Origin of the sequence: Streptomyces sp. NPDC053076 (genome assembly GCF_044546845.1) — a bacterium.
Classification (GTDB): domain Bacteria; phylum Actinomycetota; class Actinomycetes; order Streptomycetales; family Streptomycetaceae; genus Streptomyces.
Genome location: NZ_JBITZL010000006.1, coordinates 156,099 through 178,470 on the forward strand (window position 1 = coordinate 156,099; position 22,372 = coordinate 178,470).

Genomic DNA, 22,372 nt, shown 5'->3' on the forward strand with positions numbered 1-22,372 from the left:
CGTGATCGATATCAACGAGTCCGTGATGCAGTTCCTTCTGGCATTCGTCGTCGTCGGCCCGCTCCTCGGCGCCGCCGCCGCTCTTCTCCCGGCCCCGCCCGGACTGAAGGGGAAGTCGCCCGACCAGGCCGTGCTGCGGCACGGCGTGACCGTCAGCGGCGTGATCCTCATCGCCGCGATCGTCCTCGCGCTCGGCTTCGACCACGACCATCCGTCGAAGATGCAGGCCACGACCGACATCAGCTGGATCCCCGCACTCGACGTGCGGATCCACCTCGGCATCGACGGCATCTCCCTCCCCCTTCTGGTCCTGACCGCGCTGCTGACCTTCCTCTGCGCGCTGTACTCCTACTTCAAGCCGCCGTCGGGGCCGTCCCCGAAGGCGTTCGTCGCGCTGCTGCTCCTGCTCGAATGCGGCACCCTCGCGACCTTCGCCGTCCTCGACCTGCTGCTGTTCTTCCTCGCGTTCGAGACGGTGCTCATCCCGATGTACTTCCTCATCGCCCGCTGGGGCGGCGAGGGCCGGACCCGGGCCGCGTGGAAGTTCATCCTCTTCACGCTGCTCGGCTCTGTGGTCATGCTGCTCGGCCTGCTCCTGATCGGCATCAAGGCGGGCACGTTCGACATGGTGGCACTCGCCACTGACAACGGCCGGTCGCTGACCGCGTCCGTGCAGGTCATCGCCGTTCTGGCGATCGGGATCGGGCTCGCGGTGAAGACGCCGATGTGGCCGCTGCACAGCTGGCTGCCCGACGCGCACACCTCGGCCCCGACCGTCGGCTCGGTCCTGCTGGCCGGTGTCCTGCTGAAAATGGGCACGTACGGTTTCGTCCGGATCCTGCTGCCGGTGGCGCCGGAGGGCTTCCACACCTTCGCGCCGTACCTCGCCGCGTTCGCCGTCGTCGGGATCATCTACGGATCCCTGGCCTGCCTGGCCCTCGCCAAGCCAGGCGCGAAGGGCGACCTCAAGCGCCTCATCGCCTATTCCTCCGTCGGCCACATGGGCTTCGTCCTGCTCGGCATCGCCACCATGACCCCGACCGGTGTGAACGGCGCCCTGTTCGCCAACATCGCCCACGGCCTCATCACCGGCCTGCTGTTCTTCCTGGTCGGCGCGTTGAAGGACCGCACCGGCACCACCGACCTCGACACCCTCGCCGAGGAGACCGGCGCCGCCCTGTACGGCAAGGCCCCGCGCCTCGGCGGCCTCCTCGCCTTCGGCGCCGTCGCCTCCCTCGGCCTGCCCGGACTCGCCGGGTTCTGGGGCGAGATGCTCGCCCTCTTCGGCGCGTTCAGGCCCGCCGCCGACCTCAGCCGGCCGGCCTTCCTCACCTTCATGGCGATCGGCGCGTTCGGCACCCTGCTGACGGCCGCGTACATGCTGATCGTGGTCCGCCGGGTCTGCATGGGCGGCGTGGAGCAGGAGGTCCCGAAGCTCGCCGACGTCCACGGGTACGAGTTCGCCGCCTGGACCCCGCTCGTCACCCTCACCGTCCTCGCCGGACTGTGGCCGAAGGCCCTGCTCGGCCTGACCGACCCGGCCGTGCAGCAGCTCCTCGCAGGAGGCACCCGATGAGCGCCCAGCCGCTTGCCGAGTCGCTGGTCCAGTCCGTCGACTGGCTCGCGATCGCCCCGCCCACCATCGCAGCCGTCGTGGCGCTCGTCGTCCTCGTCGCCGACCTGTTCGTGCCGGAGTCCCGCAAGGCCGTGCTCGGCTGGGTTTCGGTCGCCGGACTCGCCGCGGCGGCCCTGACGCTGCTGCCCCTGCGGGACGGCCACCGCAGCACCTTCTGCCTCGCCGGTCCCGCGCGCGCGTGCAGCTACACCGCCGACCACTTCACCCTCGTCATCCAGTTCCTGGTCCTCGGCGGCGCCCTCCTCGCGGCCCTGCTGTCCGTCACGAACCTGGACGACGACCGGCGGCGCGTCCCGGCGGGCGAGTTCTGGTTCCTGCTGCTGTCCTCCGCGGCCGGCGCCGCCCTGCTGCCCGCCTCCCGTGACCTGGCCACCCTGATCGTCGCCCTGGAGGTCGCCTCCCTGCCCGCCTTCGCCCTCGTCGGCATCCGGCACGGCGACGAGCGGTCCTCCGAGGCCGCCCTGAAGTTCTTCCTGTCCTCGGTCACCGCCACCGCGGTCAGCCTGATGGGCATCAGCTTCGTCTACGCCTCCACCGGCACCCTTTACCTCACCCAGGTCGCCCAGCGCCTGCCGCACGTCGAGGGACAACTGCACACCCTCGCCCAGACCGGTGTCGTCCTCACCCTCGTCGGCTTCGCCTTCAAGACGGCGGCCGTGCCCTTCCACTTCTGGGTGCCCGACACCTACGTGGGAGCGCCCCTGCCCGTCGCCGCCTACCTGTCCGTCGTCGGCAAGGCCGTCGGCTTCTCCGGCCTGATCCTCGTCACCGTCGTCGCGTTCCCGTCGTACGCCGACGTCTGGGGTCCCGCGCTCGCCGCCCTGGCCGCCCTCACGATGACCGTCGGCAACGTCGCCGCCCTGCGGCAGCAGGCCACGCGCGCGTACAGCGCCGTACGGCTGCTCGCCTGGTCCTCCGTCGGCCAGGCCGGCTACCTGCTGGTGCCGATCGCCGCCGCCGGATACACCAAGGACGCCGAGAAGGCGATCGGCTCCACGGTCGCGTACGCCCTGATGTACGCCGCCGTGAACCTCGGCGCGTTCGCCGTGGCCGCCCTGGTGGGCCGCGGCCGTGCGCTGAACCGGATCAGCGACTACCGGGGCCTGTACGCCACGAACCCGGTCACCGCGCTCCTGCTGGCCTTCTTCCTGCTGTGCCTGGCCGGGCTGCCGCCGGGCGTCATCGGCTTGTTCGCCAAGGTCACCGTGTTCTCGACGGCCGTCGACGCGGGCCTCGGCTGGCTCGCCGTCGTCATGGCCGTCAACGTCGTGATCGCCCTTTTCTACTACTTGCAGTGGACGGCCCTGCTGTTCCGCGCTCCCGAGGGCGAGTCCGCACGGCACCGCGTCCCAGCCCCTCTCACGGCCGCCATCGCCCTCACCGGAGTCCTCGGCATCGCCCTGTCCGGAGCACCCCAGCTGGTCCTCCGCTTCGCGGCCACCGGGCTGTTCTAGGAGTCGACCGCGCGCGCGGGGGGCACGCGTTCCGTCACGCGCGCGGTCGAAACCAGCACGTCACCCACACGGCCGACGTGCGCCGCCGTACGCAGCAGGGAACTCGTGGCCGTCGCCTGGCGTTGTCAGAAGCGGGAGGGTCCACTGGATCAGAGTGTTCCCCAGCTGCACGACTTGGAGGGCGCACCGTGCACCGCCGGCACAACGGGCTCAGGACCGCGGTACTCCTCGGGGGCCTGTCCGCACTCATCATCGTCATCGGCGGCTTCTTCGGCCGCACCGGGCTGATCGTCGCGGTCCTGGTGGCGCTGGGCACGAACGCGTACGCGTACTGGAACAGCGACAAGCTGGCACTCCGCGCGATGCGCGCCCGCCCGGTCAGCGAGTTCGAGGCCCCCGCGCTGTACCGGATGGTGCGAGAACTGTCCACGCAGGCCCGTCAGCCCATGCCCCGGCTGTACATCTCGCCGACGGAGGCCCCGAACGCCTTCGCCACGGGCCGCAACCCGCGCAACGCCGCCGTGTGCTGCACCGAGGGCATCCTGCGACTGCTGGACGAGCGCGAGCTGCGCGGCGTGATCGGCCACGAGCTGAGCCACGTCTACAACCGGGACATCCTCATCTCCTCGGTCGCCGGCGCCCTCGCCTCCGTGATCATGTTTCTGGTGAACTTCGCCTGGCTCATCCCGGTGGGCCGCTCGGACGACGACGAGGGCCCCGGCCTGTTCGGCATGCTGCTGATCATGCTCCTGGGTCCGCTCGCCGCCACCCTGATCCAGCTGGCCGTCAGCCGCTCCCGGGAGTACGAGGCGGATGCCTCGGGCGCCCACCTCACCGGCGACCCGCTCGCCCTCGCCAGCGCCCTGCGCAAGCTGGAGACCGGCACCAAGCAGCTCCCGCTGCCGCCTGAGCCCCGGATCGAGACGGCGAGCCACATGATGATCGCCAATCCCTTCCGCCCGGGTCAGGGACTGTCCAAAATGTTCTCCACGCACCCGCCGATGGCGGAGCGCATCGCCCGGCTCGAGAAGATGGCAGGCCGCTAGGCCGCCATCGGCGAAGGCTGTCCTGGGCGTGGCGGGGCAGCATGCCTGTGGTCAATTCTGGCTACAGGCATGCCCCCAGTTTGCGTGCCGATCAACGTAACCCTTCGCCGCTGGAGCAAGCCTTCGGCGATCCGATCAACGAAGAATGAGGCTCATTCGGACCTCCTTCTTGTCGCTAATTCTGGTGACAAGCGCGTCGGGTGAATATTGTCTTCACTTGGTACTCGAGTTGACTCGGCCGATACCTGAGACGAGGATCGGGATTGAGTCGTTTGGGCGTGTGATTTTCCAGTCCGGATCGTGTCCAAGAGAACGCCCAGGGCTGAAGTCCGGCTGGGCCGGCAATGCCAGGGGGCCGCTTGGGGGCGCGGTAAATACGCTGGGCCTTCAGATTTCCGGACGTATCTTCATGAGTGATCGGCAACTCCACGACAGGTCGACACTGAGCGCGTCACATCACCAGACGTCGAAGTCAACAGTGCTTGACATGTAAGAAAGGAACGGATCCGTGAGGCACACGCGCAAGCAGAAAATAGCGACAACCATAGTGTCGGCGATTATGGCGGGAGGGGTTGCCGCTCTAGGCGTTCCAGCCTCAGCGGCGCCGGCTGCGGTTTCCGGCATCCAGACGCATGCCAAGTCAGGAGTTTCGCAGGCCAAGAACTCCGCACCGGAAAAGCCCTGCAAGGGGCAGAAGTGCAAGAGCAAGAGCAAGGGCAAGACCGGTAATACTCAGGGCGGTACCCAGGGCAGCGGCCGCGGGAACACCCAGGGCGGTACGCAGGGTGGAGGCACCGGTAACACTCAGGGCGGTACGCAGGGTGGAGGCACCGGTAACACTCAGGGCGGTACGCAGGGTGGAGGCACCGGTAACACTCAGGGCGGTACGCAGGGTGGCGGAACCGGGAACACCCAGGGCGGTACGCAGGGTGGTGGCACCGGTAACACTCAGGGTGGCACCCAGGGTGGCGGGACCGGCAACACTCAGGGTGGCACCCAGGGTGGCGCCGGGAACACCCAGGGCGGTACGCAGGGTGGAGGCAAGGGCAACACCCAGGGCGGCACGCAGGGTGGCGGCACCGGCAACACTCAGGGCGGCACGCAGGGTGGCGGCACCGGCAACACTCAGGGCGGTACCCAGGGTGGCGGCACCGGGAACACCCAGGGCGGCACGCAGGGTGGCGGCACTGGTAACACCCAGGGCGGCACGCAGGGTGGCACCGGGAACACTCAGGGCGGTACGCAGGGTGGAGGCAAGGGCAACACCCAGGGCGGTACGCAGGGTGGCGGCACCGGGAACACCCAGGGCGGTACGCAGGGTGGTGGAACCGGTAACACTCAGGGCGGTACGCAGGGTGGAGGCACCGGGAACACTCAGGGCGGTACCCAGGGTGGCGGCACCGGGAACACCCAGGGCGGCACGCAGGGTGGCGGCACTGGTAACACCCAGGGCGGCACGCAGGGTGGCACCGGCAACACCCAGGGCGGTACCCAGGGCTGATCGGCCCACAGATGAATCCGCATGAGTTCGTCACCTCGCAGAGGGCACCTCTGCGAGGTGACTGCGCGATGACGCCCAATGCTATGGACCGCAGCCGTCGATATCCCTTGTCGCTTTCGGGGTGAGGAAAAATTGGGAACGGTAACCTTGCAGAGATTCGGTCTCGCAATTGCGGCTGCGGCATGTGCCTGCCTCATGGTGGACGTGTCGGCCACGTCGGCGAATGCCGCTGGTGTCTCGCCCTCCGGAATCCAGGCCGCGCCTGCGAAGTCGGCGATGCGGTGTTACGCGACGCGAGACAACCCGGACGTCGTCGTGTGCTACCGGTTCTCGAAGAAGGCCGAATTCAGACATGGGAGTGTCGTTTACGTGCCAATCCTCATCCAGGTTCCTACGCCCTCGAATCCGCCGCCGGTGGTCATCGTGAACAGCCTGAACGATATTCGCCCGAGTGACGCTTCCGGGTGACGGGTCCGACGGTGCCGATGGTTGAGCCGGCGCTGATTCGGTTCCTACGGTGCTGATTCGGTTCTGACGCTGTCACTCCGGCGTAATGTCTCCCACCGCGCCGTACTTCAGGGCCAGGCGGGTGAGGTCGGCCCTGCGGCGAGAGCCGATCTTTCTGCGGAGCCGCTCCAGATGCGTGTGAACGGTGTTTTCGGTGATGTCCAATTTGGCGGCGATCTCTCGATCCGTCGCCCCATTGGCAACGAGCTGCAAGATCTGTCTCTCGCGATCGGTGATGCGAGGTGGGGGTGTAGGCAGACTGTGGCCGGCGAGACTCGTGCCGAGAAAGCTTCTGCCTGAGGCGACGGCCCGGACGGCCGCCACCAGCTCCGAGACGTCGGTTTGCCTGCTGAGATACGCGCGAGCACCGGCTTTGATGCACAGCACGGCATCGGACTGGGCCTCTGAGGTCGACAGCACGATGACTGCATGCCCTTGCCGGTTCAGCTGAGCGACCTGGTCGGACGTCACCTGGTCGGACACCTGCAGGGCGATGAGAACGACCTCTGTTTCATTCGCCTCGTGGAGCGCTTCACGGACGCTGCTGAAGAAGGCCGTGATCCGCAGATCGGTTTGGGTGTTGATCGCCTGCACGAGGCCGAGTTGAAGCAACGGCCAATCACAAATGACAGCCATCGGCGTCACCGACGGGCTCATGGGAAGCTCCAGCGTTGGCGGGGCTCCGGCCACAGGACGTAGCGGAGTGGACGATCGACGGCTCCCGCCGTCTGATCCCAGCCTCGGACTTCTCGCGGGAGATAGCACCCCCGCACGCCTCTCCGCGGGTAAACACGGCACGAGTGGAGCAGGGCTCTCTTCGCCTCCGACTGCCCGGAGGGTCTTCGCATGCAACCGCTCCGCTCACGCGACCGGGATGCCCGGGACGGGTTCGCCGACCCGCGTGGGAGATGTCGGCACTGAAGAGGTCACCGCCCGGCGAACCCCTGATCCGTCGGCACCACCTCACGCCCGAGCGGCATGAGTGAGATCGGAATGAGCTTCAGATTCGCCCAGCCGAAAGGGATGCCGACGATCGACAGGAAGAGCGGGATGCTCGTGATCAGGTGTGCCACGGCCAGCCACCATCCCGCGAAGATCACCCAGATCACGTTGCCGATGAACGATCCCGCTCCGGCGTCCCGCCGGTCCACAGTCGTCCGGCCGAACGGCCACAGCACGAACCCGGCGATGCGCAGCGACGCGATGCCGAACGGGATGGTGATGATCAGGACGAAGCAGATGAGTGCAGCGATCAGGTAGGCGATCGCCATCCAGAGGCCGCAGAAGACGAGCCACAGGATGTTGAGCAGGAGGTTGAACACCTTCATGATCGGCACCTTTCCAGGTCGCTCCGCCGGCATGCCTGCTGTCACAAGTATCAGCCGGTCATGTGCTCAGCCGGAACCGCGGCGTTCTTGTGGCGCGACGGGGAACGTATCGAGACGATCGCGTCCCGCATCGCTGCTTCTCACCGCCCTGGCGCCGGTACGCGTCCTGTCGCACCCTGCTGAGCGCGGCAACCGACGAGTGCGCCCGTGACGTCCTCTTCATCGACACGGCACGAACACGCGCGTGACGGACAGCGGGCCCTCACCGAAAACAGGGCCCGGACAGTGCGGACACAGCGCGGAAGGGCAGGTTCACGGCATGGGCATCATCGGTTGGATCATCCTGGGACTGCTGGCCGGAGCCATCGCCAAGGTCCTGTTGCCGGGACGCGATCCCGGCGGCTTCATCGGTACGACCCTCATCGGCGTCGCGGGCGCGTTCCTCGGGGGCTGGATATCGGCCCGCTGGCTGGACCACCCGATCACCAAGGACTTCTACGACGGCGCGACCTGGGCGGCGGCCATCGGCGGCTCCCTGGTGCTGTTGATCGTCTACCGCATCCTGTTCGGCAACTCGCGCGACTGAGCACGGCACGGCGACGACGCGCGAAAGGGTGGGCACCCCCGGGGTGCCCACCCTTTCGCGCGTCGGCTTCTTCGTCCTACCGGTAGTTCACGAACTGCAGCGCGAAGTCGAAGTCCTTGCCCTTCAGGAGGGCGATGATGGCCTGGAGGTCGTCGCGGCTCTTGGAGCTGACGCGCAGCTCGTCACCCTGGACCTGGGCCTTCACCCCCTTGGGACCCTCGTCCCGGATGATCTTCGCGACCTTCTTGGCGTTCTCCTGGGAGATGCCCTCCTCGATCGACGCGAAGAGCTTGTACTCCTTGCCGGAGAGCTGCGGCTCGCCCGCGTCCAGCGCCTTCAGCGAGATGCCGCGCTTGATGAGCTTGGACTGGAAGACGTCGAGAACCGCCTTCACACGCTCCTCGGAGTTCGCCTCCATGAGGATCTTCTCGCCGGACCAGGAGATCGAGGCCCCCACGCCCTTGAAGTCGTAGCGCTGCGAGATCTCCTTGGCGGCCTGGTTGAGGGCGTTGTCGACCTCCTGCCGCTCGACCTTCGAGACGATGTCGAAACTGGAGTCGGCCATGTCCTGTTGCTCCTTGTATCGGGTGCGTATCGGGTGCGTGCCGGCGTGCGCGGCGGCGACCGCCGGGCCCGGTGGAGCACCGGGCCGCATCCGCACCAGCCTAGCCACCTCGCGACCCGAGGGGTGGAGATCAATCGGGTGGCGAAGCACCCCTGTGCATCGGGTATTGTTTACGTCGTTGCCGGGGAACGCCGCCGAAAGCGGGTTCGAATGGCAGCAACCCGGCGGTGTGCCCGAGCGGCCAAAGGGAGCAGACTGTAAATCTGCCGGCTCAGCCTTCCCAGGTTCGAATCCTGGCGCCGCCACGCTGAGGGAAACCCCCTCTGATCAGGTTGATTACCTGGTCAGAGGGGGTTTCTTGTTGCCCCTCCTCGTTCGATTCGTCGTGGACGGGGCGTGGACGTGTCTCACCTCGTACCGCCCGTATCCCACCGTCGATCAGTGCGGGTCCCCCAGGTGTCCCCCGGGGGTGAGCATGGTCACTCGGGCTCGTTCCACTCCCGAAGGGCGGCGTCGATCCGGCTGTTCGCGTGCTCCCGCGTCTGGTCGAGCACCTTGGCGTACACCTTGTGCAGCACGGCGATGCTGTGTCCTGCGCGGCGGGCGCACTCCATCGCGTCCACCCCGGAACTGAGCCAGAACGAGACGCCGGCGTGCCGCAGGTCGTAGGGACGGCGGGCCAGCAGCGAAGCCGTTTCCGACTCGCTCAGCACGTCCTTCCGAGCCTTGGCCCACACCTCCCCGTAGCCGGTCTCCTGGAGCAGGCCGTCGCGGTTCGTCCGGAAGAGCCGACCATCGGGCGCCGTGCCGTGCGCGGCGATGTGCTGCCGCAGCAGACGAACGAAGTGCGGCGGGATCGGCACCGGCCGGGAGTCCTTCTTGGCACGGGCCTTGAGATGGCGCGTCTCATGCGCCGTCCCGTCGTCGGTCCAGCTCCGTCCGGCCCGCACCACTCCTTGCCGCAGGGTGAGCATCCCCCACCCCGCCTCCGGGAGGTGACACTGGCTCACGCGCAGTCCGGCCGCCTCAGCGGGACGCATGGCCGCGTAGTACAGGCACCCGAAGAACGCTTCCAGGTGCCGCCCCCGCGGGCCCTGCTCGCGCACCCCTGCCAGCAGCGCGCGGACCTGGCGAGGGTTGGCGACGCTCTCAGGGTCCACCGCCTCCACCGACTTCGGGGCGGTCCACTTCACGGCCGTGATCGGGTTGACCGGCATGGTGAAGTACTGCTCTTCCACGGCGAGCCCGAGAATGTCACTCAGGCAGGCCCGCTTGCGCTTCGCGGTGCGCGGCGCTGCCTCTTTCCCGTCCAGCCGCAGGGACAACGCGTCCAGGGCGAGACGCACGGTCGCCGGATCCTCCAGCGCCGAGACCGGCATGGAGTGCTTGGAGATCCAGGTGAGGGCGCGGGCCACATCGTCCGGCGGGGTCTCGTTCCAGCGATTCCGGTTGTACGCCCACCCGTACAGCGCGCGCCGCATCAGCGCGGTGTCGGGCATCCCCGTCTTGGTCTTCACGAGCGCGGGAGTGATGGTTGCCAGCGCATCGGCGTAGTTCTTCCGCGACTTCGCCGGGGCCAGCCCCCACTTGCGGTCGACGTACGCGCGGCTGTGCTCGTACCACGTGATGGAGCCTTGCTTGGCGCGCAACTCGGATACGGGCAGGCCCGTTTCCTCGTCGAACTGGTCGCCGCGCCGCACAGCGGACATGAGTTCCGAGCGGCGCCCTTCGGCTTGGATTTTGAGCGTGTAGCTCTTGGAGTGCTTGCGCTCCCCGACCAGCCAGCGCAGGCGGTAGGGCTTCGGGCGATCCTTGCGAACCTCGATGGAGTAGAGGCGAACGTCGTAGGTCAGTGCCATATGAACTCCAGAGGGGCCCGCTTCCAGCGGGCCCCTCGTGTCTCGTGTGTGCGGGAGATGGTCAGGCGGCAGCGTCTTCCATGGACGACCACCACGCGTCGAGATCGGTGCGGCGGCAGCGAAGCTGACCGTTGGGGAGCTTGATGAGCTTCGGGGCCTTGCCCCGGGCGCGCATGCGGTAGAAGGCGGCGCGGCTCATCTCGATCTCTTCGAGGACTTCGGGGAGTTTGAGCATCTTGGTGCGGGCCAAGGTGGTGACTCCTTCTCGGGTGAGGCGTCCAGGGGCCTTCTGGGAAGTCCGCTACTTCCGCTACCGCCGCTACCGTGCAGGTCAGGGGCCTGTCGGAGGTAGCGGGAAGGGGTAGCGGTAGCGGATGGGTAGCGGGGCGGTAGCGGCAACCGGGGCCGGTTGCCGCTACCGCGTTGGTGCTGGTCAGGCTGCGTTTTCGGTGCCCGGTAGCGGAGGTAGCGGACTTTCCGGGGGTGGGGGGCAGTAGCGGGCCCACGCGTCCCTCAGATCGGTGGCGTAGTAGCCCTTGAGGACGCTGCCGGCGGCCTTGATGTTGCGGGAGGTGATCGGCTCGTTGTCGGCCGTCATGTACTCGGCGAGCATCTTGGACAAGCGCCGGTTGTCGAGCGGTTTGCCGCCGAGGTCGGCCCAGGGGGCGTCGTCGAGGGCGTTGAGCCGGTCGAGGATGGCGACGGTGGGAAGGCGGTCGATGCCGACCATGACGTGGTCGCGCAGGTCGGTGAGCAGTCGGACCCCGAGGCTGCCTTTGTCGTTGGCCTTGGATGCTGTGACCAGGACGATGCAGGCTTCGCGGGCCCGGTCGGGCCAGTCCCCGCCGGCGGCGTCCGCGACCGCGAGCAGCGGTTCCCACACGTCGGCGGGTCGGTCGGTGACGCCCTCGGGCATGGCCGGCCACACGTTCATGACCCGCTCGCTGACCTGTTCTGCCCAGGTGGCGAGCCGGTCGCGCAGGGCGAACCCTTCCTTTTCGTGGATGCGGGTGCGGTAGGGCTCGATCGTCTCGTTGCGGGCCCTGCGGCGCATGCGGATGTTGACGGAGCGGTCCCGGATGGTGTCGGGCAGGTAGCCGAGGCCGGCCACGGCGACGGCGGCGTAGGAGTGGAACGCCTGCACGGTCTGGTTGGCGCCGTCTCCCACGCAGCGGAACATCGGCCGGTTGCGGCGGTGTCCTGCGTTGATGAAGCCCCGGAGCTGCTCGTTTTCCCCGGCCTTGGGGCCGAAGATGGTGTCGATCTCGTCGAAGAGGATCGTGGGCCGTTTACCGTCGACGCCGGCCACCGCGCGGAAGAGCGCGGCGGCGGAGGCGTCGACAGCGGCCATCGGGTTGGGCACGAGCGTTTCCACGATCTCCAGCGCGCGGGACTTCCCGGACCCCGGTTCGGGGGACAGGAACGCGAGGCGCGGGGTGGACTCGAAGCAGTCGAGCAGGTGGGCGTGGGCGTCCCACAGGACTACGGCCACGTAGGCGGCCTCGTGCGGGAAGACGTTGAAGCGGCGGTGGAAGGCTTCCACCTCGTTGAGCAGGGCAGCGCCGTCGATGGCGGGCTCGGTCATGCGGCGGTCCTCCGTTCGGTGAGCGCGGGGGTGCCGGTGCAGAAGTGCTTGTGGGCGTCGTACTCGGCGACCATGTCGGCCACGGCCTGTCGGCCGGCGGCGGTGGCGGTGCGACCGCAGCGGCAGGCATAGGCGGCGGTGGGGGTGTCGCCGCAGCGCTTGGACCAGCGGGCCCCGTCGTGGGGGTGGCGGTAGACCGGCGGGGCGTAGATGCGGATCCCGGGGCTCTCGGGCGTCGGGTCAGTGCCAACAGCAATGGGGACGCCCTGACGGGCGGCGACCTTCGGCCAGCCCACGGCCGTCGTGTCCACAGCCTGTGGAGCGTCCTGCGGCCCGGTCGGGGTGGGGGTGATGCTCTTCAGAGGGGGAGGAGTGGGGGCGCTTATGCCGTCTCCCGGCGGTTCTGGTTGTGGGCGATGGACCAGTTCAGGGCGCTGCGGAGGGTGGAGCGGCACTCGGACGCGGACAGTCCGGTCGCCTCCCCCGCCTCCTGAAGAGCCTGCTCAACCGTGTGGCGGGGGAGGTCGCCCCACGCGATGAACCGCCCGAGTGCGCGCGCTGCGCGGAACAACGTCGACTCCCGCGCCCCGAGTTGGGCCGCAGCGACGTTCCGCGTCTCGGTGGTGAGCGCTACATCCGCGTATCGGCGGGATCGCCCCGGTGCGACCGTCGACGGGCCCTGAGTCGTCTTGGGGGCGGGCCGCAGGATGCTGTGCAGCCATCCGGGCAGTGAGGCCGTCTCAGGGCCGCACAGCGCTTCGTACGGTCCGGCGGGGGTGAGGGATCCGGCGGCGACGACGTATCCGCCCCATGCCCGGGTGTCGACCAACTCGCCGACAGTTCCGGCCGTGTTGGTCAGCCGGGCCCCGGTCGGGGCGGTGAAGTACAGGTGGTTTCCGCCACTCGCGGTCCGGGTGCGGTAGGTGTCGGGGACGGCGTGGCCGGCGCGCTCGCAGAGCGCACGGAAGGTTGCCGCGCCGTCAGGCGCGTCCGAACTGCCCTTGTCCTTAGGCACGTCCAGGTCGACGACCAGCAGCCCGGAGGGGCCGGTGGCGATGCCCACGTTGAACGGGCCGTGGGACCAGGTGGCGCGGATGCGGTCGGGGTCGCAGGTGGCGCGCTCCTCCCACTTGCGGTGCCCGCGGGCGCAGGGGCCGGTACCGGGGCAGGCCTGCTCACCGTGCAGCGCGGGGCGCTTGGTGCCGGGGCGCAGTGGGAAGACGTGCCAACTGCGTTCGGCGGCGTCCAGCGCTGCGCGTAGCAGCGCGGATCGTGCGTCATGGGTCATGCTGGATGTCTCCAGTCCTGTGAAGGGTGCAGGTTGGGCAAGGGCGGCCCCGCTTCTTTGGCGAGAGGGAGGGGCCGCCCTTGGCGTAGCTACTGGTAGAAGCGGTTGCGCTTGATCACGGCCTTGCGGATGTTGACCGTGGTCCCGCCCTTGTGGCCGCTCGCGCTGAACACCTGGATGGCGATCCATCCGCCGAAGACGACGGCCGCGAGGGTGATGAGCTGGGTGATGAGCGCGGTGAGCGCGGCAACGAACGTGGTGAGCAGGAGCAGGCCACCGCAGACGGCGAGGAACCCGACGCCTCCGAGGGCGACGTTCACCGCCGTCCGTGAGACGGCCGGCTTGGCATCGACCGGCTCCGGGCGGGCGTGGTCGACGGTGTAGCCGGTGACGACACGGCCGTCCGGAAGAACGACGCTGGCAACCGCCGGCACGTGTCCAGGCTTGAGGGGAACGAGGGGTGCCGGGGCGATGACGGCGGGGGTGATGGGGGTGGGGCGGTGGACGTCCGGGGCCCGTAAGGCGGGCGCGCGGTCGGTCTGCTCGGGGTACATGCGGAATCCCTTCCGGTGCTGGGATGGGGAGGCAGGGGCACCCCCTGCCCGGGGCGCTGTGGAGAGGTGTTTCGGGGGTTGGCCTGGGGTGCCTCCCCGCCTCCCCGGCGCGGTGTTTTCGCTGATCACCGTGGGGGAGGCGGGATGGGGAGGCGGTTGGGGAGTTCTCCCCGCCTCCCCGGCACGGGCGGGTGCGCCTCCCCGCTACTCGGCGGCGGAAGCGGAACCCTCGGCTTCGCGGTCGGCGAGGGCGCGGACGACGTCCTCGGCTCGGACGACCATGCGGCCGTGGGACTTCTTCGGCTCTACGCCGGCCGCGTCCAGGACGCGGGTGAGGTCGCCGAATGACCAGCGGCCGTAGGTGTCCTCGTTGAGCACGGACAGTCGCTTGATGACGTCCTGGGTGAACACCCGCTTCTCGTCGCCGAGGACGGTGAGGATGTCGGCGAGCGGGTCACGCTGCTCGTCCCGCTTCACCGCGTGCAGGGTGGTGACGCCGTTGCGCAGGGCCTTGGCGCGGTCGGTGATGGCCTTGGCGTCGTTGTCGCCGATGAAGTGGGTGCGCACGGTGATGGACGACTGGCCCTTGGGGATCTCGATGCCGTCGGAGGCGACGACCAGGGTTCCCTTGTCCAGTCCTTGGCGCAGCAGGTGCGGGGCGGCGCCGCCGTTGACGGCTTTCTCGCCGAGGGCCATGACGGCTTGTGCCTCGGTGCCCAGCGCGAGGGAGGCGCGGGTGTGGGCGCCCTCGCGGACCAGCTTGGGAAGGTTCTGGTCGGTGGGGTCCTGCGTTCCCTCGTACATGAGCACGTCGACCACACGGCCCTGGTTGTGGACCTTGCGCACGGCCATGAAGTAGCGGGACGTGGCCTTGGATCCGCCGTAGGGGCGCTTCTCGTCATCCACGGCCGGGCACATGAACGCGACCTGCGCCTCGTCCACGATGCCGATCAGCGGATCGAACACCACGGTGGGGTCGGCCTGTCGCTCCGCGATGCGACGGTTCATCTCATCGACCAGGCCCTCGACCATCTCGGTCGCCTCGATCACGTGCTCATCGGTCGGCCCCTGGATCAGGACGGTGGCGAGCCCGTCGAACATGGCCCAGTCGCCCGCCCCCTTGAGGTCAGCGATCCGGAACTCCACTCGCCTGTCCAGAGACGCCCACAGAGCCAGCGACCGCAGCGCGGCGGTCTTGCCCTGGTTGGACAGACCCGTGATGAGCAGGTGGCGCTGATACAGGCTCAGGGCGGCGGCATCCCCGCGCAGGTCCTGCCCCCACGGGGCGCGGCCCTTGGCGTAGTCGGCCGTGATGGTCTCGTCCGTGACCAGCGGAGAGGGCCCGATCGGCTCATCCAACGCACCGGAATCGGCGATCCACAGCCGCACCGTGCGCGCGGCCTGCGGGATGGTGATGAACACCTCGTGCTCGTGCCGGGTCAGGTTCTCGGCGAGCTTGCGCCGCTTTCCCTGCACCTCGTTCGTCGCCACCCCGGACGGGAGGGTGACGTCGACCTCGACGCCGCACCCGGCGATCCGGATCGGACCGAGCATGGAGGCGCCAGCATCCCCCATCTCCTTGATCGCGTTGCGCATGGCGGGGATGCCAAGGTCACGCAGGGCCTTGACCACAATCGACGGGGTGATGGGCTCACCCTCACCGCCCCGGACGTTCGCCGGGAGGGCCCACGCGGGTGCGGCGTGCTGCTTGCGGCCGACCGACCACAGAGCCAGCAGCGCGAGGAACGGGCCGATCGTGAGCGCCGGTCCCCACACGAGCTGAACGATGCGGATCAGCGTCGCGATGAAGTCGATGGTCGCGGACAGCGGCGTGACCACGTTCCGCACCTCACCGGTGTTGATCGCCATCACGACACCAAGGGCGACCAGCACACCGACGCTCATACCGGCGCCGACCCCGACGCCCTTGGCGGCTTCCACCGGGGAGTGGAGCACGTCCATGCGGCGGTGGTGGCGTGCGGCACGGAAGCGCGTCAAACGCTCCTCCCACTCCTCTGCCGCTTCCAGGTTCCCCGCGGCTTCCGCCGCGCGGATCATGCGCTCGTAACGGGCGCCGGTCCGGCCGTCCCAGGTGCGACGGGCCACGATCCGCCCGCCGTTGAACGTGTAGAGGCTGTGCCGGGCAACCGCCCGGACTGTCGCCCTGGTCGACTCGTGGCGGACGGCCGTCTTCACCGCACGCCCGGGCCGCACCCACAGGGGCACGGGCGGCGTCGGCGGTGCGTCGGGCACGACGGTGAGCACCGTGGGTGCCGTGGTGTCGGTCGGGGGGTCGGTGGGCTTGTGGAGGTGAACGACGTTCTCGGACATGCTGGAACTGCTCCTGACTGCCCCTATGCGGGCGGGAGGCCGGGGTGGCCGGGTCCGTGGAAAGAGCGGCCACCCCGGCGTGCGAGGGGATGAGGCTGGTCAGAACCAGCCGGACGACTTCTTGGCGGCCTTGGCGCGGGCCGCCTCCGTGATGAGCCGCTGCCGCTCGCCGTGCAGCGCGGTCAGCTCGGCGTTCAGCCGCATCTCGGCCGCGTTGCCGGTGGTGTCCATGCGCTGCTCGGAGCGGGCGGCGCTGCGGCCCCGGGTGATCTGGTAGGCGCCGCCGGCCAGGGCGCGGGCCATGGCGCGGCGCTCGCTGCCGTTCAGCGGCCACCACTCACCCCGGCGGACCGCTTCCAGCTTCTTCGTCGTCTTCTCGATCTCGCGGTCGAGGCGGCGGATCTCGGAGTTGCCCATCAGGTGTTCCCTTCGGACCCCTCCGGGTCGGGGTAGGCGCAGGGCACGCAGGTGCCGAGCGAGGCGGGGATGACGTATCCGGCGTCACGCCAGCAGGCGGGGCAGATGCGGCGGGCGGCGTTGGCCTTGGCCAGAGCCGCCCACCTCGCCGGCGTCATGGGGCGCACCGGCTTGGCCAGGTCGACCCGGTAGAGGTAGGCGACCAGCGGCGGCCTACGGCGGCGCGGCCGTTCGAGCTGTGCGGCCACGTCCTGTCCTCCGGGTCGCAGGTTGCGGGCCCGGAGTTGGCGGCGGGTGGCGTAGCCGTCCGGGGCGAGATGCCACCGGAACACCGGCAGCGCACCCATCAGGCCACGACGCGCTTCCACGCGGCCCGCAAGCGCACCTCGGATGCGGAGTGGCCGGCCGCGCGGAAGCGGATGGCCATCTCGCGGTAGGACAGGGCGGGCGTCTCGCTGTGCCGGATCTCGTCGACCAGCGCGTCAAGCTGAGCGTCCGCGAGCGCGGGAGCGGACTCCAGCGCGAGCGTGGACACCGGCTCGATGGGCCCCCAGACGGGCAGTTCCCATCGGGGCGTGACGTCGGGTGTGACGCGGGTCGTCACGCTGGTCAGTGCCCGTCCGGTGTCCTCGCCGCGCCGCGCGGTCTCCAGCGTCGACCACGCCCCGGCGAGAGTCTCGGCGGTCCTGGCCTGCACGCGTGCGACGCGCGCACCGGCCGCCGTCACGGCCGTCAGCCGGGTCTCCTCGGTAGCCGCTTCGGCGCGCAGCCGAGCACGGGCCACGGCCGCCTCGTCGCGGGCTTCCTGCTGAATGCCCGCGATCGCGTCCAGCGCGACCGGGGTGAGCGCCGTGCGCTCCCACAGACCGTGCACCAGCCACAAGGCCTTGGCCGCGACCGGCAGCCACGCCACAGCCAGCCACGCACCGCGCGAGTGGTCGGCGGTGAGCGCGTGGGCGACCAGGACGGCGGTGGCAACTGCCCCGAACGTCCAGCCGACCACGGTCACCGCGCGGCTGTGGTCGCCCTGCGCGGCCAACCTGCGTTCGTAGGCGAGGGTGGCCAGCCATCCCCCGTCGATGCCCAGACCGACGACCAGGGCGACCGGCCACGGCATCGCGGTGCCCAGCCACATCATCACCACGGCCAGGGTGAGCACCATGGACACGGCCGTCATCGCGACGGCCGGCAATACGGTCCGCGCCTTCACAGAGCACCTCCTGCCGCGATCAGGACGGCGAGCAGGAGCAGGGCGCCGCCGGCCATGGTCAGGTCGACCGCACGGCGCAGGCAGGTGAACTTGGCGACCGCGATCCGCGACAGCCCGGCGACGTCGGCGGCGAGGTCACCGTCGTTGACGGTGGCGGTGATCTCGTCCGTGGCGAGGGTCGCCCACAGCGGGAAGCCGTGCCGGCCACCCAGGTTCGGGCGGGTCGACCGCAGCAGCAGACCGGCCGCGCCGACCAGCAGCGCCATGCCCAGCCCACCCGCGATACCGGCGGGGACGTTCAGCGGCAGATCGCGGGCGATCGTCCACGCGCCGGCCAGGACCGCGCCGACGAACGCGAGCAGCAGGGCCGTCTTGGCGTCGGTCCGGGCGATCTCCGCCTTCACCTCAGCGTGCGCGGCCGCCAGCTTCGGCGAGGCGCTCACGCGGCGCCCCCCGGCAGCAGCGCACCGGCCGGGCCGTTGGCCAGGTCCCGGCGGGCGGCCAGCACTCGGTTACGGGCCCTGCGGATCCGGCGGGTGTCCACCTCGTTCGCGGGGCGGTCAAGGGTCATGATCTGCGCGTCCAGCAGGTCGATCTCCGCTGCGATGACGGGGGACTCCTGCTCGATCGCGGCCAGCTCAGCGCTGGTCGGTTCCATGAAGTCGGCGAAGGCCGTAACAGCGTCCTGAACAGTCACGATGTGTTCCATGGGTCGTGGTCTCCCTAGCAGGTGAAACGGCCCGAACAGCGGCCCCGGGTCTAGCCACTCGGGGCCGCGCGCCGTTGAAGTCGGTTGATCCGGCTCCCCTCAGCGCTGCTCGTAGGAGACGAGCAGCGAAGGCAACCGGCCGCCGCATTGATGCGGCGGAAGTCAGAGATGCGCGGGCCTGTGCCGCGCCGGACCCCTTTTGCGGGAGGTGACGGCCCGTACTGCGCGATATGGATCTGTGCCTCAGTCCCGCTCGTCCGAGGAATCGCATCTCGGTCTCTTCGCGTGGCGTAGGTGCCCTTGGGCAGATCCGTTCTTTTGAGTCGGTGCGTGTCCCTGACGGGAGGTGACCGACTGATCTCCACTCGCCTCGGCCGGAGTCGTCACGGCCGTCCTAGCTGCGGTGGATCACGCTGTGCAGTTGTAGGCAGGAGGGAGCACGCTTGAAGGTGCTGCACCACCTGCTCAGCTTGTTGGTACAAGCTGATGCAGTGATGCTGCACCCACGCACCGTGAGCCGTCAAGGGATTGGGGCCTACATGTACCAACAAGTTGCGCGAGTGCGTCATGATGAAGGCATGAACAAGCAGCCGAAGTACCGGCAAGTCGCCGACGTCCTGCGTCGCGAGATCGACAACGGCACCTACGCGCCGGGGGCGAGGCTGCCCTCAGAGAGCGACCTGTCGCAGCGGTTCGACGCGTCGCGGAACACCATCCGCAACGGGCTGAGCCTGCTGGTGAGCGAAGGGCTCGTCTCGTCTAGCCAGGGTCTCGGCTACGAAGTCAAGTCTCACGAGGTGTTCGAACTCAACGCGTCTCGCTTCGAGAATCTGACGTTTCCGCAGAACGGCGACGCCTACAACACGGATGTGACGAACGCGGGCCGACGGCCGCACCAGACGTTTCGCGTCGAGATGTTGCCGGCATCGCAGGAGATCGCTCAGCGTCTCAAGGTCGAGCCGAGTACGAAGACGGTATTGCGGTTCTGTCATCGCTACGTGGACGACGTCCCCTGGTCCACTCAGGCGACCTACTATCCGTCGTGGCTGATCGATGTGTCGCCGCGACTGGCTGAGCCGGGGGACATCGACGAGGGAACAACGCGGTACTTGGCCGCTCAGGGGATCGAGCAGGTTGGGTACTTCGATGAGATCTCGGCCCGGATGCCCACTCCGGACGAGGCTCGCCTTTTGGAGATCGGAGCGGGGGTGCCGGTCATGCTCTGGACGCGAACCGGCTACTCGACAGATCGCCCCATCCGCTGCACGATCACAACGTTTCGGGGGGACCTGAACCGGATGAACTACGAGATCGGCGACCTTGCCGCCCGGAGCGAGAACACGTGATCATCACCCCCGCAGAGCCGCACGACGTTGCCAAGCTGCTGGCCTTCCGTGAGGAGGCAGCAGCTTGGCTGCGCGGTCTCGGGTCAGACCAGTGGAGCCGTCCGTATCCGGCTGACAAGTTGCTCACCACGATCGAAGCAGGGGCCGTGTTTATGCTCCGCGACGGGCATGCAACCGCCGGCACCATCACTCTCACCGCGGACGCCGAACAGGGCCTCTGGACTGACGACGAACTGACCGAACCTTCGATGTTCATCAACAAGCTCACCGTCGCCCGCGAATACGCAGGGCAGAACCTCGGCGGTCGATTGCTCGACTGGGCAGGCGATCGGGCCCGGCGCGCAGGAGCCCGGTGGATTCGTTTGGACGCATGGACAACAAACGATGCACTCCAGCGGTACTACCTAGAGCAGGGCTTCACGCACATTCGCACGGTCCGTGAAGGCGCGGCGGTAAACGGTGGTCCCCGGGTCTCCGGTTGGCTCGCTCAGCGACAGGCACGGTTGGCGGATCACGGCTTTATGGACCACACGCCGCCTCCTGCACGGCTTCCGCTCGCCGCCTGAGTGGAGTGCCTCAAGAGGCATACTGCAGCATTACGTGAAAGGGCGCTGCTGTTGGCACTGCCAGTAGCGCAGGCTGCCCTACTGTAATCTCTGAAATGCCAGTCTGGATGACGTTGGTGGAGCAGGCTACAGGAGGCCCACTTCGGCTAGACGCTGCCATGCCGTCTGGACGTGATCCTCGGTAAAGAGGCGTTGCTTGCGATGGTTCCATCCCCTGATGCAGGCCGTAACGGATTCAGGGGTGGGCGGGGGAGATACAAGTTCTTCGGCGGCAAACAGGACGGTGCTCAAGAGTTCCATGCCGAATGCGTCTTCGAAACCCGCCGTTAGCGTCTGGAGCTTCGCTGCAACTTCTTCGAAGCTCAAGTATTGCTTGAGTAGTTGCTCGGCCTCAACTACGGAGTCCTTGTTGAGCTCCAGGATCGCCTGGGCGCCGCTCGTTCCATCGCCAAACCCCGTTAGAAAGTGGCCTTCCATGTTCGAGACCGCTCTATCGAGGGGTTGGGAGTAGGGACCGTAGATTCCCTTTTCGAAGTGGAGTCCTAGCGGCAGGTGCAACTTTTGAAGGAAGTACGCAACCTTGTGTGCCTCTAGAAGTGAAACGCGAGGTTCGAAGGCGAGTCCCCGCGAAATTCCACTTCGGATATAGCGGTCAAGGGCGGCAAGAAATGCTGCGCGCTCCTTAGTCATATCCGGCGCCTCAGTAGCGTTTGGCATGGACGTTGCGCTTGGAGCTCCGGATGGCTCCCAAACTCGAACTTCCACTCCGGGAATAGTGCCTAGTGCTTGGCGGATCATTGGTTCAACATCGCGCCATTCGAGACCGCCATTGCCGCACCCGAGCGGCGGCACTGCGATGGATTTGATTCCGCGCTCGACGATTTCGTCTCGCAGCGCCACAAGGCCCGACGCGATGTCTTCGATTCGAGATGGGGCACGCCAGTGACGCTTTGTTGGGAAGTTGACGATGAATCTTGGGCTGCCTAGCTGCTTGACCTCATGTACGTGCATTCGGCCGACCATGACGTCGCCGCGATCGCAAGACGCCTTGTAGTCCTTGAAGTTCTCCGGATAAGCCCGCTTGAACTGCAAGGCGATGCCCTTGCCCATGACGCCCACGGTATTGACCGTGTTAACAAGGGCATCGACATCTGCTAGAAGCAGGTTGCCGGTGCCGCGCGTGATCATCGTTGCCCTTCCCTGAAGAGGTCGTTCGTTGTCGTCATCTCAGTAGTACCACTCACGTCTGACAGTGACCGGAATGTCGGCTCCTGCCTCCCGGAGCAGGAGCCGTACTTCCTGTGCGTGGTCATGATCGTAAGTTGCGATCTCCTGGAGAGCAGTCACGGGAAGATGCTCATGCACGAGGAGCTCCGCCATGCGCCGTCGCATGCGGTCACCATCGTCAGCCGTGTTCGCCCAATACCGTGCTGCCATGATCTCCCAGTCCACGACGCTCGGCAGCATGCTCAGGTCGTTGAAGTGGCGGGTGATCTCGTTCGCGCAGTTGCCGTCGCTGAACACATAGGGCCTTCCCGATGCGCTGACAGCGTTCACGGACGTGACCAGATAGACGAGTGGGGGCTGCCCTTCCCGGTACGTCGATACGCCGCCTCGACTGATGACGTAGAGCATCGGCGATCTCGGGGCAAAGTAGAACGGAACGTAGTCAGCGGGGCATCCGCAAGGCGGGACGGTGACCCGTCGCGTGCGCCGTTCGGCCTTGACCTCCCTGTCTCCACACTCCATTGGCACGCCGCCCCTGCCTTGCATGGCACTGTCCGAGAGCAGGCGCTTCTCGGTCAGGATGTCGGGCAGGTGCCGGACATGTGTGAAGTGGAAGAGTTGTTGTTCCCCTACGTTCATCACGAGAACTGAGTAGAC

General features: G+C 68.0%; 24 protein-coding genes and 1 tRNA gene. 7 read left to right on the plus strand and 18 right to left on the minus strand.

All coding sequences use genetic code 11. The features are described from left to right. The first annotated feature begins 1 nt into the window (after position 1). The 3 genes from ACIGYR_RS24620 (at position 2) to htpX (ending at position 4,136) form a co-directional block, all read left to right on the plus strand. Positions 2 to 1,576 carry an NADH-quinone oxidoreductase subunit M gene (locus ACIGYR_RS24620; RefSeq protein WP_399596796.1) on the plus strand — a complete coding sequence of 525 codons (1,575 nt, stop codon included), beginning with the start codon at positions 2 to 4 and terminating at the stop codon, positions 1,574 to 1,576. Then, positions 1,573 to 3,090, plus strand: a complete 1,518-nt coding sequence (locus ACIGYR_RS24625) for an NADH-quinone oxidoreductase subunit N (protein WP_399596799.1) — start codon at positions 1,573 to 1,575, stop codon at positions 3,088 to 3,090. Before ACIGYR_RS24620 ends, ACIGYR_RS24625 begins: the two co-directional genes overlap by 4 nt. Before the next feature lie 188 nt (positions 3,091 to 3,278). Continuing rightward, positions 3,279 to 4,136, plus strand: coding sequence for a zinc metalloprotease HtpX (gene htpX, locus ACIGYR_RS24630; protein ID WP_399596802.1), 858 nt, complete (start codon positions 3,279 to 3,281; stop codon positions 4,134 to 4,136). Between the two features lie 640 nt (positions 4,137 to 4,776). On the opposite strand, the gene ACIGYR_RS24635 is transcribed toward htpX, so the two are convergent. The 3 genes from ACIGYR_RS24635 to ACIGYR_RS24645 form a co-directional block, all read right to left on the minus strand. After that, a complete protein-coding gene (locus ACIGYR_RS24635) occupies positions 4,777 to 5,646 on the minus strand; it encodes a hypothetical protein (protein ID WP_400014307.1) in 870 nt (289 codons plus the stop codon). Between the two features lie 531 nt (positions 5,647 to 6,177). Continuing rightward, entirely contained in the window at positions 6,178 to 6,801 is a 624-nt protein-coding gene (locus ACIGYR_RS24640; protein ID WP_399596804.1) for a LuxR C-terminal-related transcriptional regulator, read from the minus strand. Positions 6,802 to 7,070: 269 nt separating this feature from the next. Next, positions 7,071 to 7,472, minus strand: coding sequence for a YccF domain-containing protein (locus ACIGYR_RS24645; RefSeq protein ID WP_399598575.1), 402 nt, complete (start codon positions 7,470 to 7,472; stop codon positions 7,071 to 7,073). 319 nt (positions 7,473 to 7,791) lie between these two features. On the opposite strand from ACIGYR_RS24645, the gene ACIGYR_RS24650 reads away from it, so the two are divergent. Then, complete coding sequence (locus ACIGYR_RS24650; RefSeq protein WP_399596806.1) at positions 7,792 to 8,058, plus strand: GlsB/YeaQ/YmgE family stress response membrane protein; 267 nt, start codon at positions 7,792 to 7,794, stop codon at positions 8,056 to 8,058. A gap of 76 nt (positions 8,059 to 8,134) precedes the next feature. Here the strand turns inward: ACIGYR_RS24650 and ACIGYR_RS24655 are convergent, their stop codons facing one another. Further along, positions 8,135 to 8,623, minus strand: a complete 489-nt coding sequence (locus ACIGYR_RS24655; protein ID WP_391839757.1) for a YajQ family cyclic di-GMP-binding protein — start codon at positions 8,621 to 8,623, stop codon at positions 8,135 to 8,137. Between the two features lie 223 nt (positions 8,624 to 8,846). On the opposite strand from ACIGYR_RS24655, the gene ACIGYR_RS24660 reads away from it, so the two are divergent. Further along, positions 8,847 to 8,928 (plus strand) — tRNA-Tyr (locus tag ACIGYR_RS24660). 174 nt (positions 8,929 to 9,102) lie between these two features. Here the strand turns inward: ACIGYR_RS24660 and ACIGYR_RS24665 are convergent. From ACIGYR_RS24665 to ACIGYR_RS24720, 12 genes are all read right to left on the minus strand, one after another. Beyond that, positions 9,103 to 10,482 (minus strand): tyrosine-type recombinase/integrase, encoded by a 1,380-nt coding sequence (locus tag ACIGYR_RS24665; protein WP_399596810.1) that lies wholly within the window; start codon positions 10,480 to 10,482, stop codon positions 9,103 to 9,105. A gap of 61 nt (positions 10,483 to 10,543) precedes the next feature. After that, positions 10,544 to 10,732, minus strand: coding sequence for a helix-turn-helix transcriptional regulator (locus ACIGYR_RS24670; protein ID WP_399596813.1), 189 nt, complete (start codon positions 10,730 to 10,732; stop codon positions 10,544 to 10,546). A gap of 183 nt (positions 10,733 to 10,915) precedes the next feature. After that, positions 10,916 to 12,067, minus strand: coding sequence for a DUF3631 domain-containing protein (locus tag ACIGYR_RS24675; RefSeq protein ID WP_399596815.1), 1,152 nt, complete (start codon positions 12,065 to 12,067; stop codon positions 10,916 to 10,918). Continuing rightward, a complete protein-coding gene (locus ACIGYR_RS24680; RefSeq protein WP_399596818.1) occupies positions 12,064 to 12,378 on the minus strand; it encodes a hypothetical protein in 315 nt (104 codons plus the stop codon). Before ACIGYR_RS24680 ends, ACIGYR_RS24675 begins: the two co-directional genes overlap by 4 nt. Before the next feature lie 71 nt (positions 12,379 to 12,449). Then, on the minus strand, positions 12,450 to 13,355 hold the full coding sequence (locus ACIGYR_RS24685) for a bifunctional DNA primase/polymerase (protein ID WP_399596820.1): 906 nt from the start codon (positions 13,353 to 13,355) through the stop codon (positions 12,450 to 12,452). Positions 13,356 to 13,444: 89 nt separating this feature from the next. Beyond that, positions 13,445 to 13,909 carry a hypothetical protein gene (locus tag ACIGYR_RS24690; protein WP_399596822.1) on the minus strand — a complete coding sequence of 155 codons (465 nt, stop codon included), beginning with the start codon at positions 13,907 to 13,909 and terminating at the stop codon, positions 13,445 to 13,447. Between the two features lie 204 nt (positions 13,910 to 14,113). Continuing rightward, positions 14,114 to 16,240, minus strand: a complete 2,127-nt coding sequence (locus ACIGYR_RS24695) for an ATP-binding protein (RefSeq protein ID WP_399596825.1) — start codon at positions 16,238 to 16,240, stop codon at positions 14,114 to 14,116. Between the two features lie 99 nt (positions 16,241 to 16,339). Next, a complete protein-coding gene (locus tag ACIGYR_RS24700; RefSeq protein ID WP_399596828.1) occupies positions 16,340 to 16,657 on the minus strand; it encodes a hypothetical protein in 318 nt (105 codons plus the stop codon). Further along, positions 16,657 to 17,004 carry an RRQRL motif-containing zinc-binding protein gene (locus tag ACIGYR_RS24705; protein ID WP_399598576.1) on the minus strand — a complete coding sequence of 116 codons (348 nt, stop codon included), beginning with the start codon at positions 17,002 to 17,004 and terminating at the stop codon, positions 16,657 to 16,659. The genes ACIGYR_RS24700 and ACIGYR_RS24705 overlap by 1 nt, the downstream gene beginning before the upstream one ends. Then, a complete protein-coding gene (locus ACIGYR_RS24710) occupies positions 17,004 to 17,867 on the minus strand; it encodes a protein spdB (RefSeq protein ID WP_399596831.1) in 864 nt (287 codons plus the stop codon). The genes ACIGYR_RS24705 and ACIGYR_RS24710 overlap by 1 nt, the downstream gene beginning before the upstream one ends. Next, a complete protein-coding gene (locus ACIGYR_RS24715) occupies positions 17,864 to 18,310 on the minus strand; it encodes a Pycsar system effector family protein (RefSeq protein ID WP_399596833.1) in 447 nt (148 codons plus the stop codon). The genes ACIGYR_RS24710 and ACIGYR_RS24715 overlap by 4 nt, the downstream gene beginning before the upstream one ends. Further along, a complete protein-coding gene (locus ACIGYR_RS24720) occupies positions 18,307 to 18,576 on the minus strand; it encodes a DUF6284 family protein (RefSeq protein WP_399596835.1) in 270 nt (89 codons plus the stop codon). Before ACIGYR_RS24720 ends, ACIGYR_RS24715 begins: the two co-directional genes overlap by 4 nt. Positions 18,577 to 19,154: 578 nt before the next feature. Between ACIGYR_RS24720 and ACIGYR_RS24725 the strand changes: the two genes are divergently transcribed. Next, on the plus strand, positions 19,155 to 19,922 hold the full coding sequence (locus ACIGYR_RS24725) for a GntR family transcriptional regulator (protein ID WP_399598579.1): 768 nt from the start codon (positions 19,155 to 19,157) through the stop codon (positions 19,920 to 19,922). Then, a complete protein-coding gene (locus tag ACIGYR_RS24730; protein ID WP_399596840.1) occupies positions 19,919 to 20,488 on the plus strand; it encodes a GNAT family N-acetyltransferase in 570 nt (189 codons plus the stop codon). The genes ACIGYR_RS24725 and ACIGYR_RS24730 overlap by 4 nt, the downstream gene beginning before the upstream one ends. A 126-nt stretch (positions 20,489 to 20,614) precedes the next feature. Here ACIGYR_RS24730 and ACIGYR_RS24735 read toward each other — a convergent pair whose 3' ends face one another. Further along, on the minus strand, positions 20,615 to 21,676 hold the full coding sequence (locus tag ACIGYR_RS24735) for a macro domain-containing protein (protein ID WP_399596843.1): 1,062 nt from the start codon (positions 21,674 to 21,676) through the stop codon (positions 20,615 to 20,617). 39 nt (positions 21,677 to 21,715) lie between these two features. Then, a complete protein-coding gene (locus tag ACIGYR_RS24740; RefSeq protein WP_399598583.1) occupies positions 21,716 to 22,354 on the minus strand; it encodes a DUF4433 domain-containing protein in 639 nt (212 codons plus the stop codon). Positions 22,355 to 22,372 lie beyond the last annotated feature (18 nt).

Bases quoted from the DNA above. Each gene is read 5' to 3' on its own strand.
- ACIGYR_RS24625 (WP_399596799.1), top strand. From the start codon at position 1,573: ATGAGCGCCCAGCCGCTTGCCGAGTCGCTGGTCCAGTCCGTCGACTGG.
- ACIGYR_RS24640 (WP_399596804.1), bottom strand. From the start codon at position 6,801: ATGAGCCCGTCGGTGACGCCGATGGCTGTCATTTGTGATTGGCCGTTG.
- ACIGYR_RS24645 (WP_399598575.1), bottom strand. From the start codon at position 7,472: ATGAAGGTGTTCAACCTCCTGCTCAACATCCTGTGGCTCGTCTTCTGC.
- ACIGYR_RS24650 (WP_399596806.1), top strand. From the start codon at position 7,792: ATGGGCATCATCGGTTGGATCATCCTGGGACTGCTGGCCGGAGCCATC.
- ACIGYR_RS24655 (WP_391839757.1), bottom strand. From the start codon at position 8,623: ATGGCCGACTCCAGTTTCGACATCGTCTCGAAGGTCGAGCGGCAGGAG.
- ACIGYR_RS24665 (WP_399596810.1), bottom strand. From the start codon at position 10,482: ATGGCACTGACCTACGACGTTCGCCTCTACTCCATCGAGGTTCGCAAG.
- ACIGYR_RS24675 (WP_399596815.1), bottom strand. From the start codon at position 12,067: ATGACCGAGCCCGCCATCGACGGCGCTGCCCTGCTCAACGAGGTGGAA.
- ACIGYR_RS24685 (WP_399596820.1), bottom strand. From the start codon at position 13,355: ATGACCCATGACGCACGATCCGCGCTGCTACGCGCAGCGCTGGACGCC.
- ACIGYR_RS24690 (WP_399596822.1), bottom strand. From the start codon at position 13,909: ATGTACCCCGAGCAGACCGACCGCGCGCCCGCCTTACGGGCCCCGGAC.
- ACIGYR_RS24695 (WP_399596825.1), bottom strand. From the start codon at position 16,240: ATGTCCGAGAACGTCGTTCACCTCCACAAGCCCACCGACCCCCCGACC.
- ACIGYR_RS24700 (WP_399596828.1), bottom strand. From the start codon at position 16,657: ATGGGCAACTCCGAGATCCGCCGCCTCGACCGCGAGATCGAGAAGACG.
- ACIGYR_RS24705 (WP_399598576.1), bottom strand. From the start codon at position 17,004: ATGGGTGCGCTGCCGGTGTTCCGGTGGCATCTCGCCCCGGACGGCTAC.
- ACIGYR_RS24720 (WP_399596835.1), bottom strand. From the start codon at position 18,576: ATGGAACACATCGTGACTGTTCAGGACGCTGTTACGGCCTTCGCCGAC.
- ACIGYR_RS24725 (WP_399598579.1), top strand. From the start codon at position 19,155: ATGAACAAGCAGCCGAAGTACCGGCAAGTCGCCGACGTCCTGCGTCGC.
- ACIGYR_RS24735 (WP_399596843.1), bottom strand. From the start codon at position 21,676: ATGATCACGCGCGGCACCGGCAACCTGCTTCTAGCAGATGTCGATGCC.
- ACIGYR_RS24740 (WP_399598583.1), bottom strand. From the start codon at position 22,354: ATGAACGTAGGGGAACAACAACTCTTCCACTTCACACATGTCCGGCAC.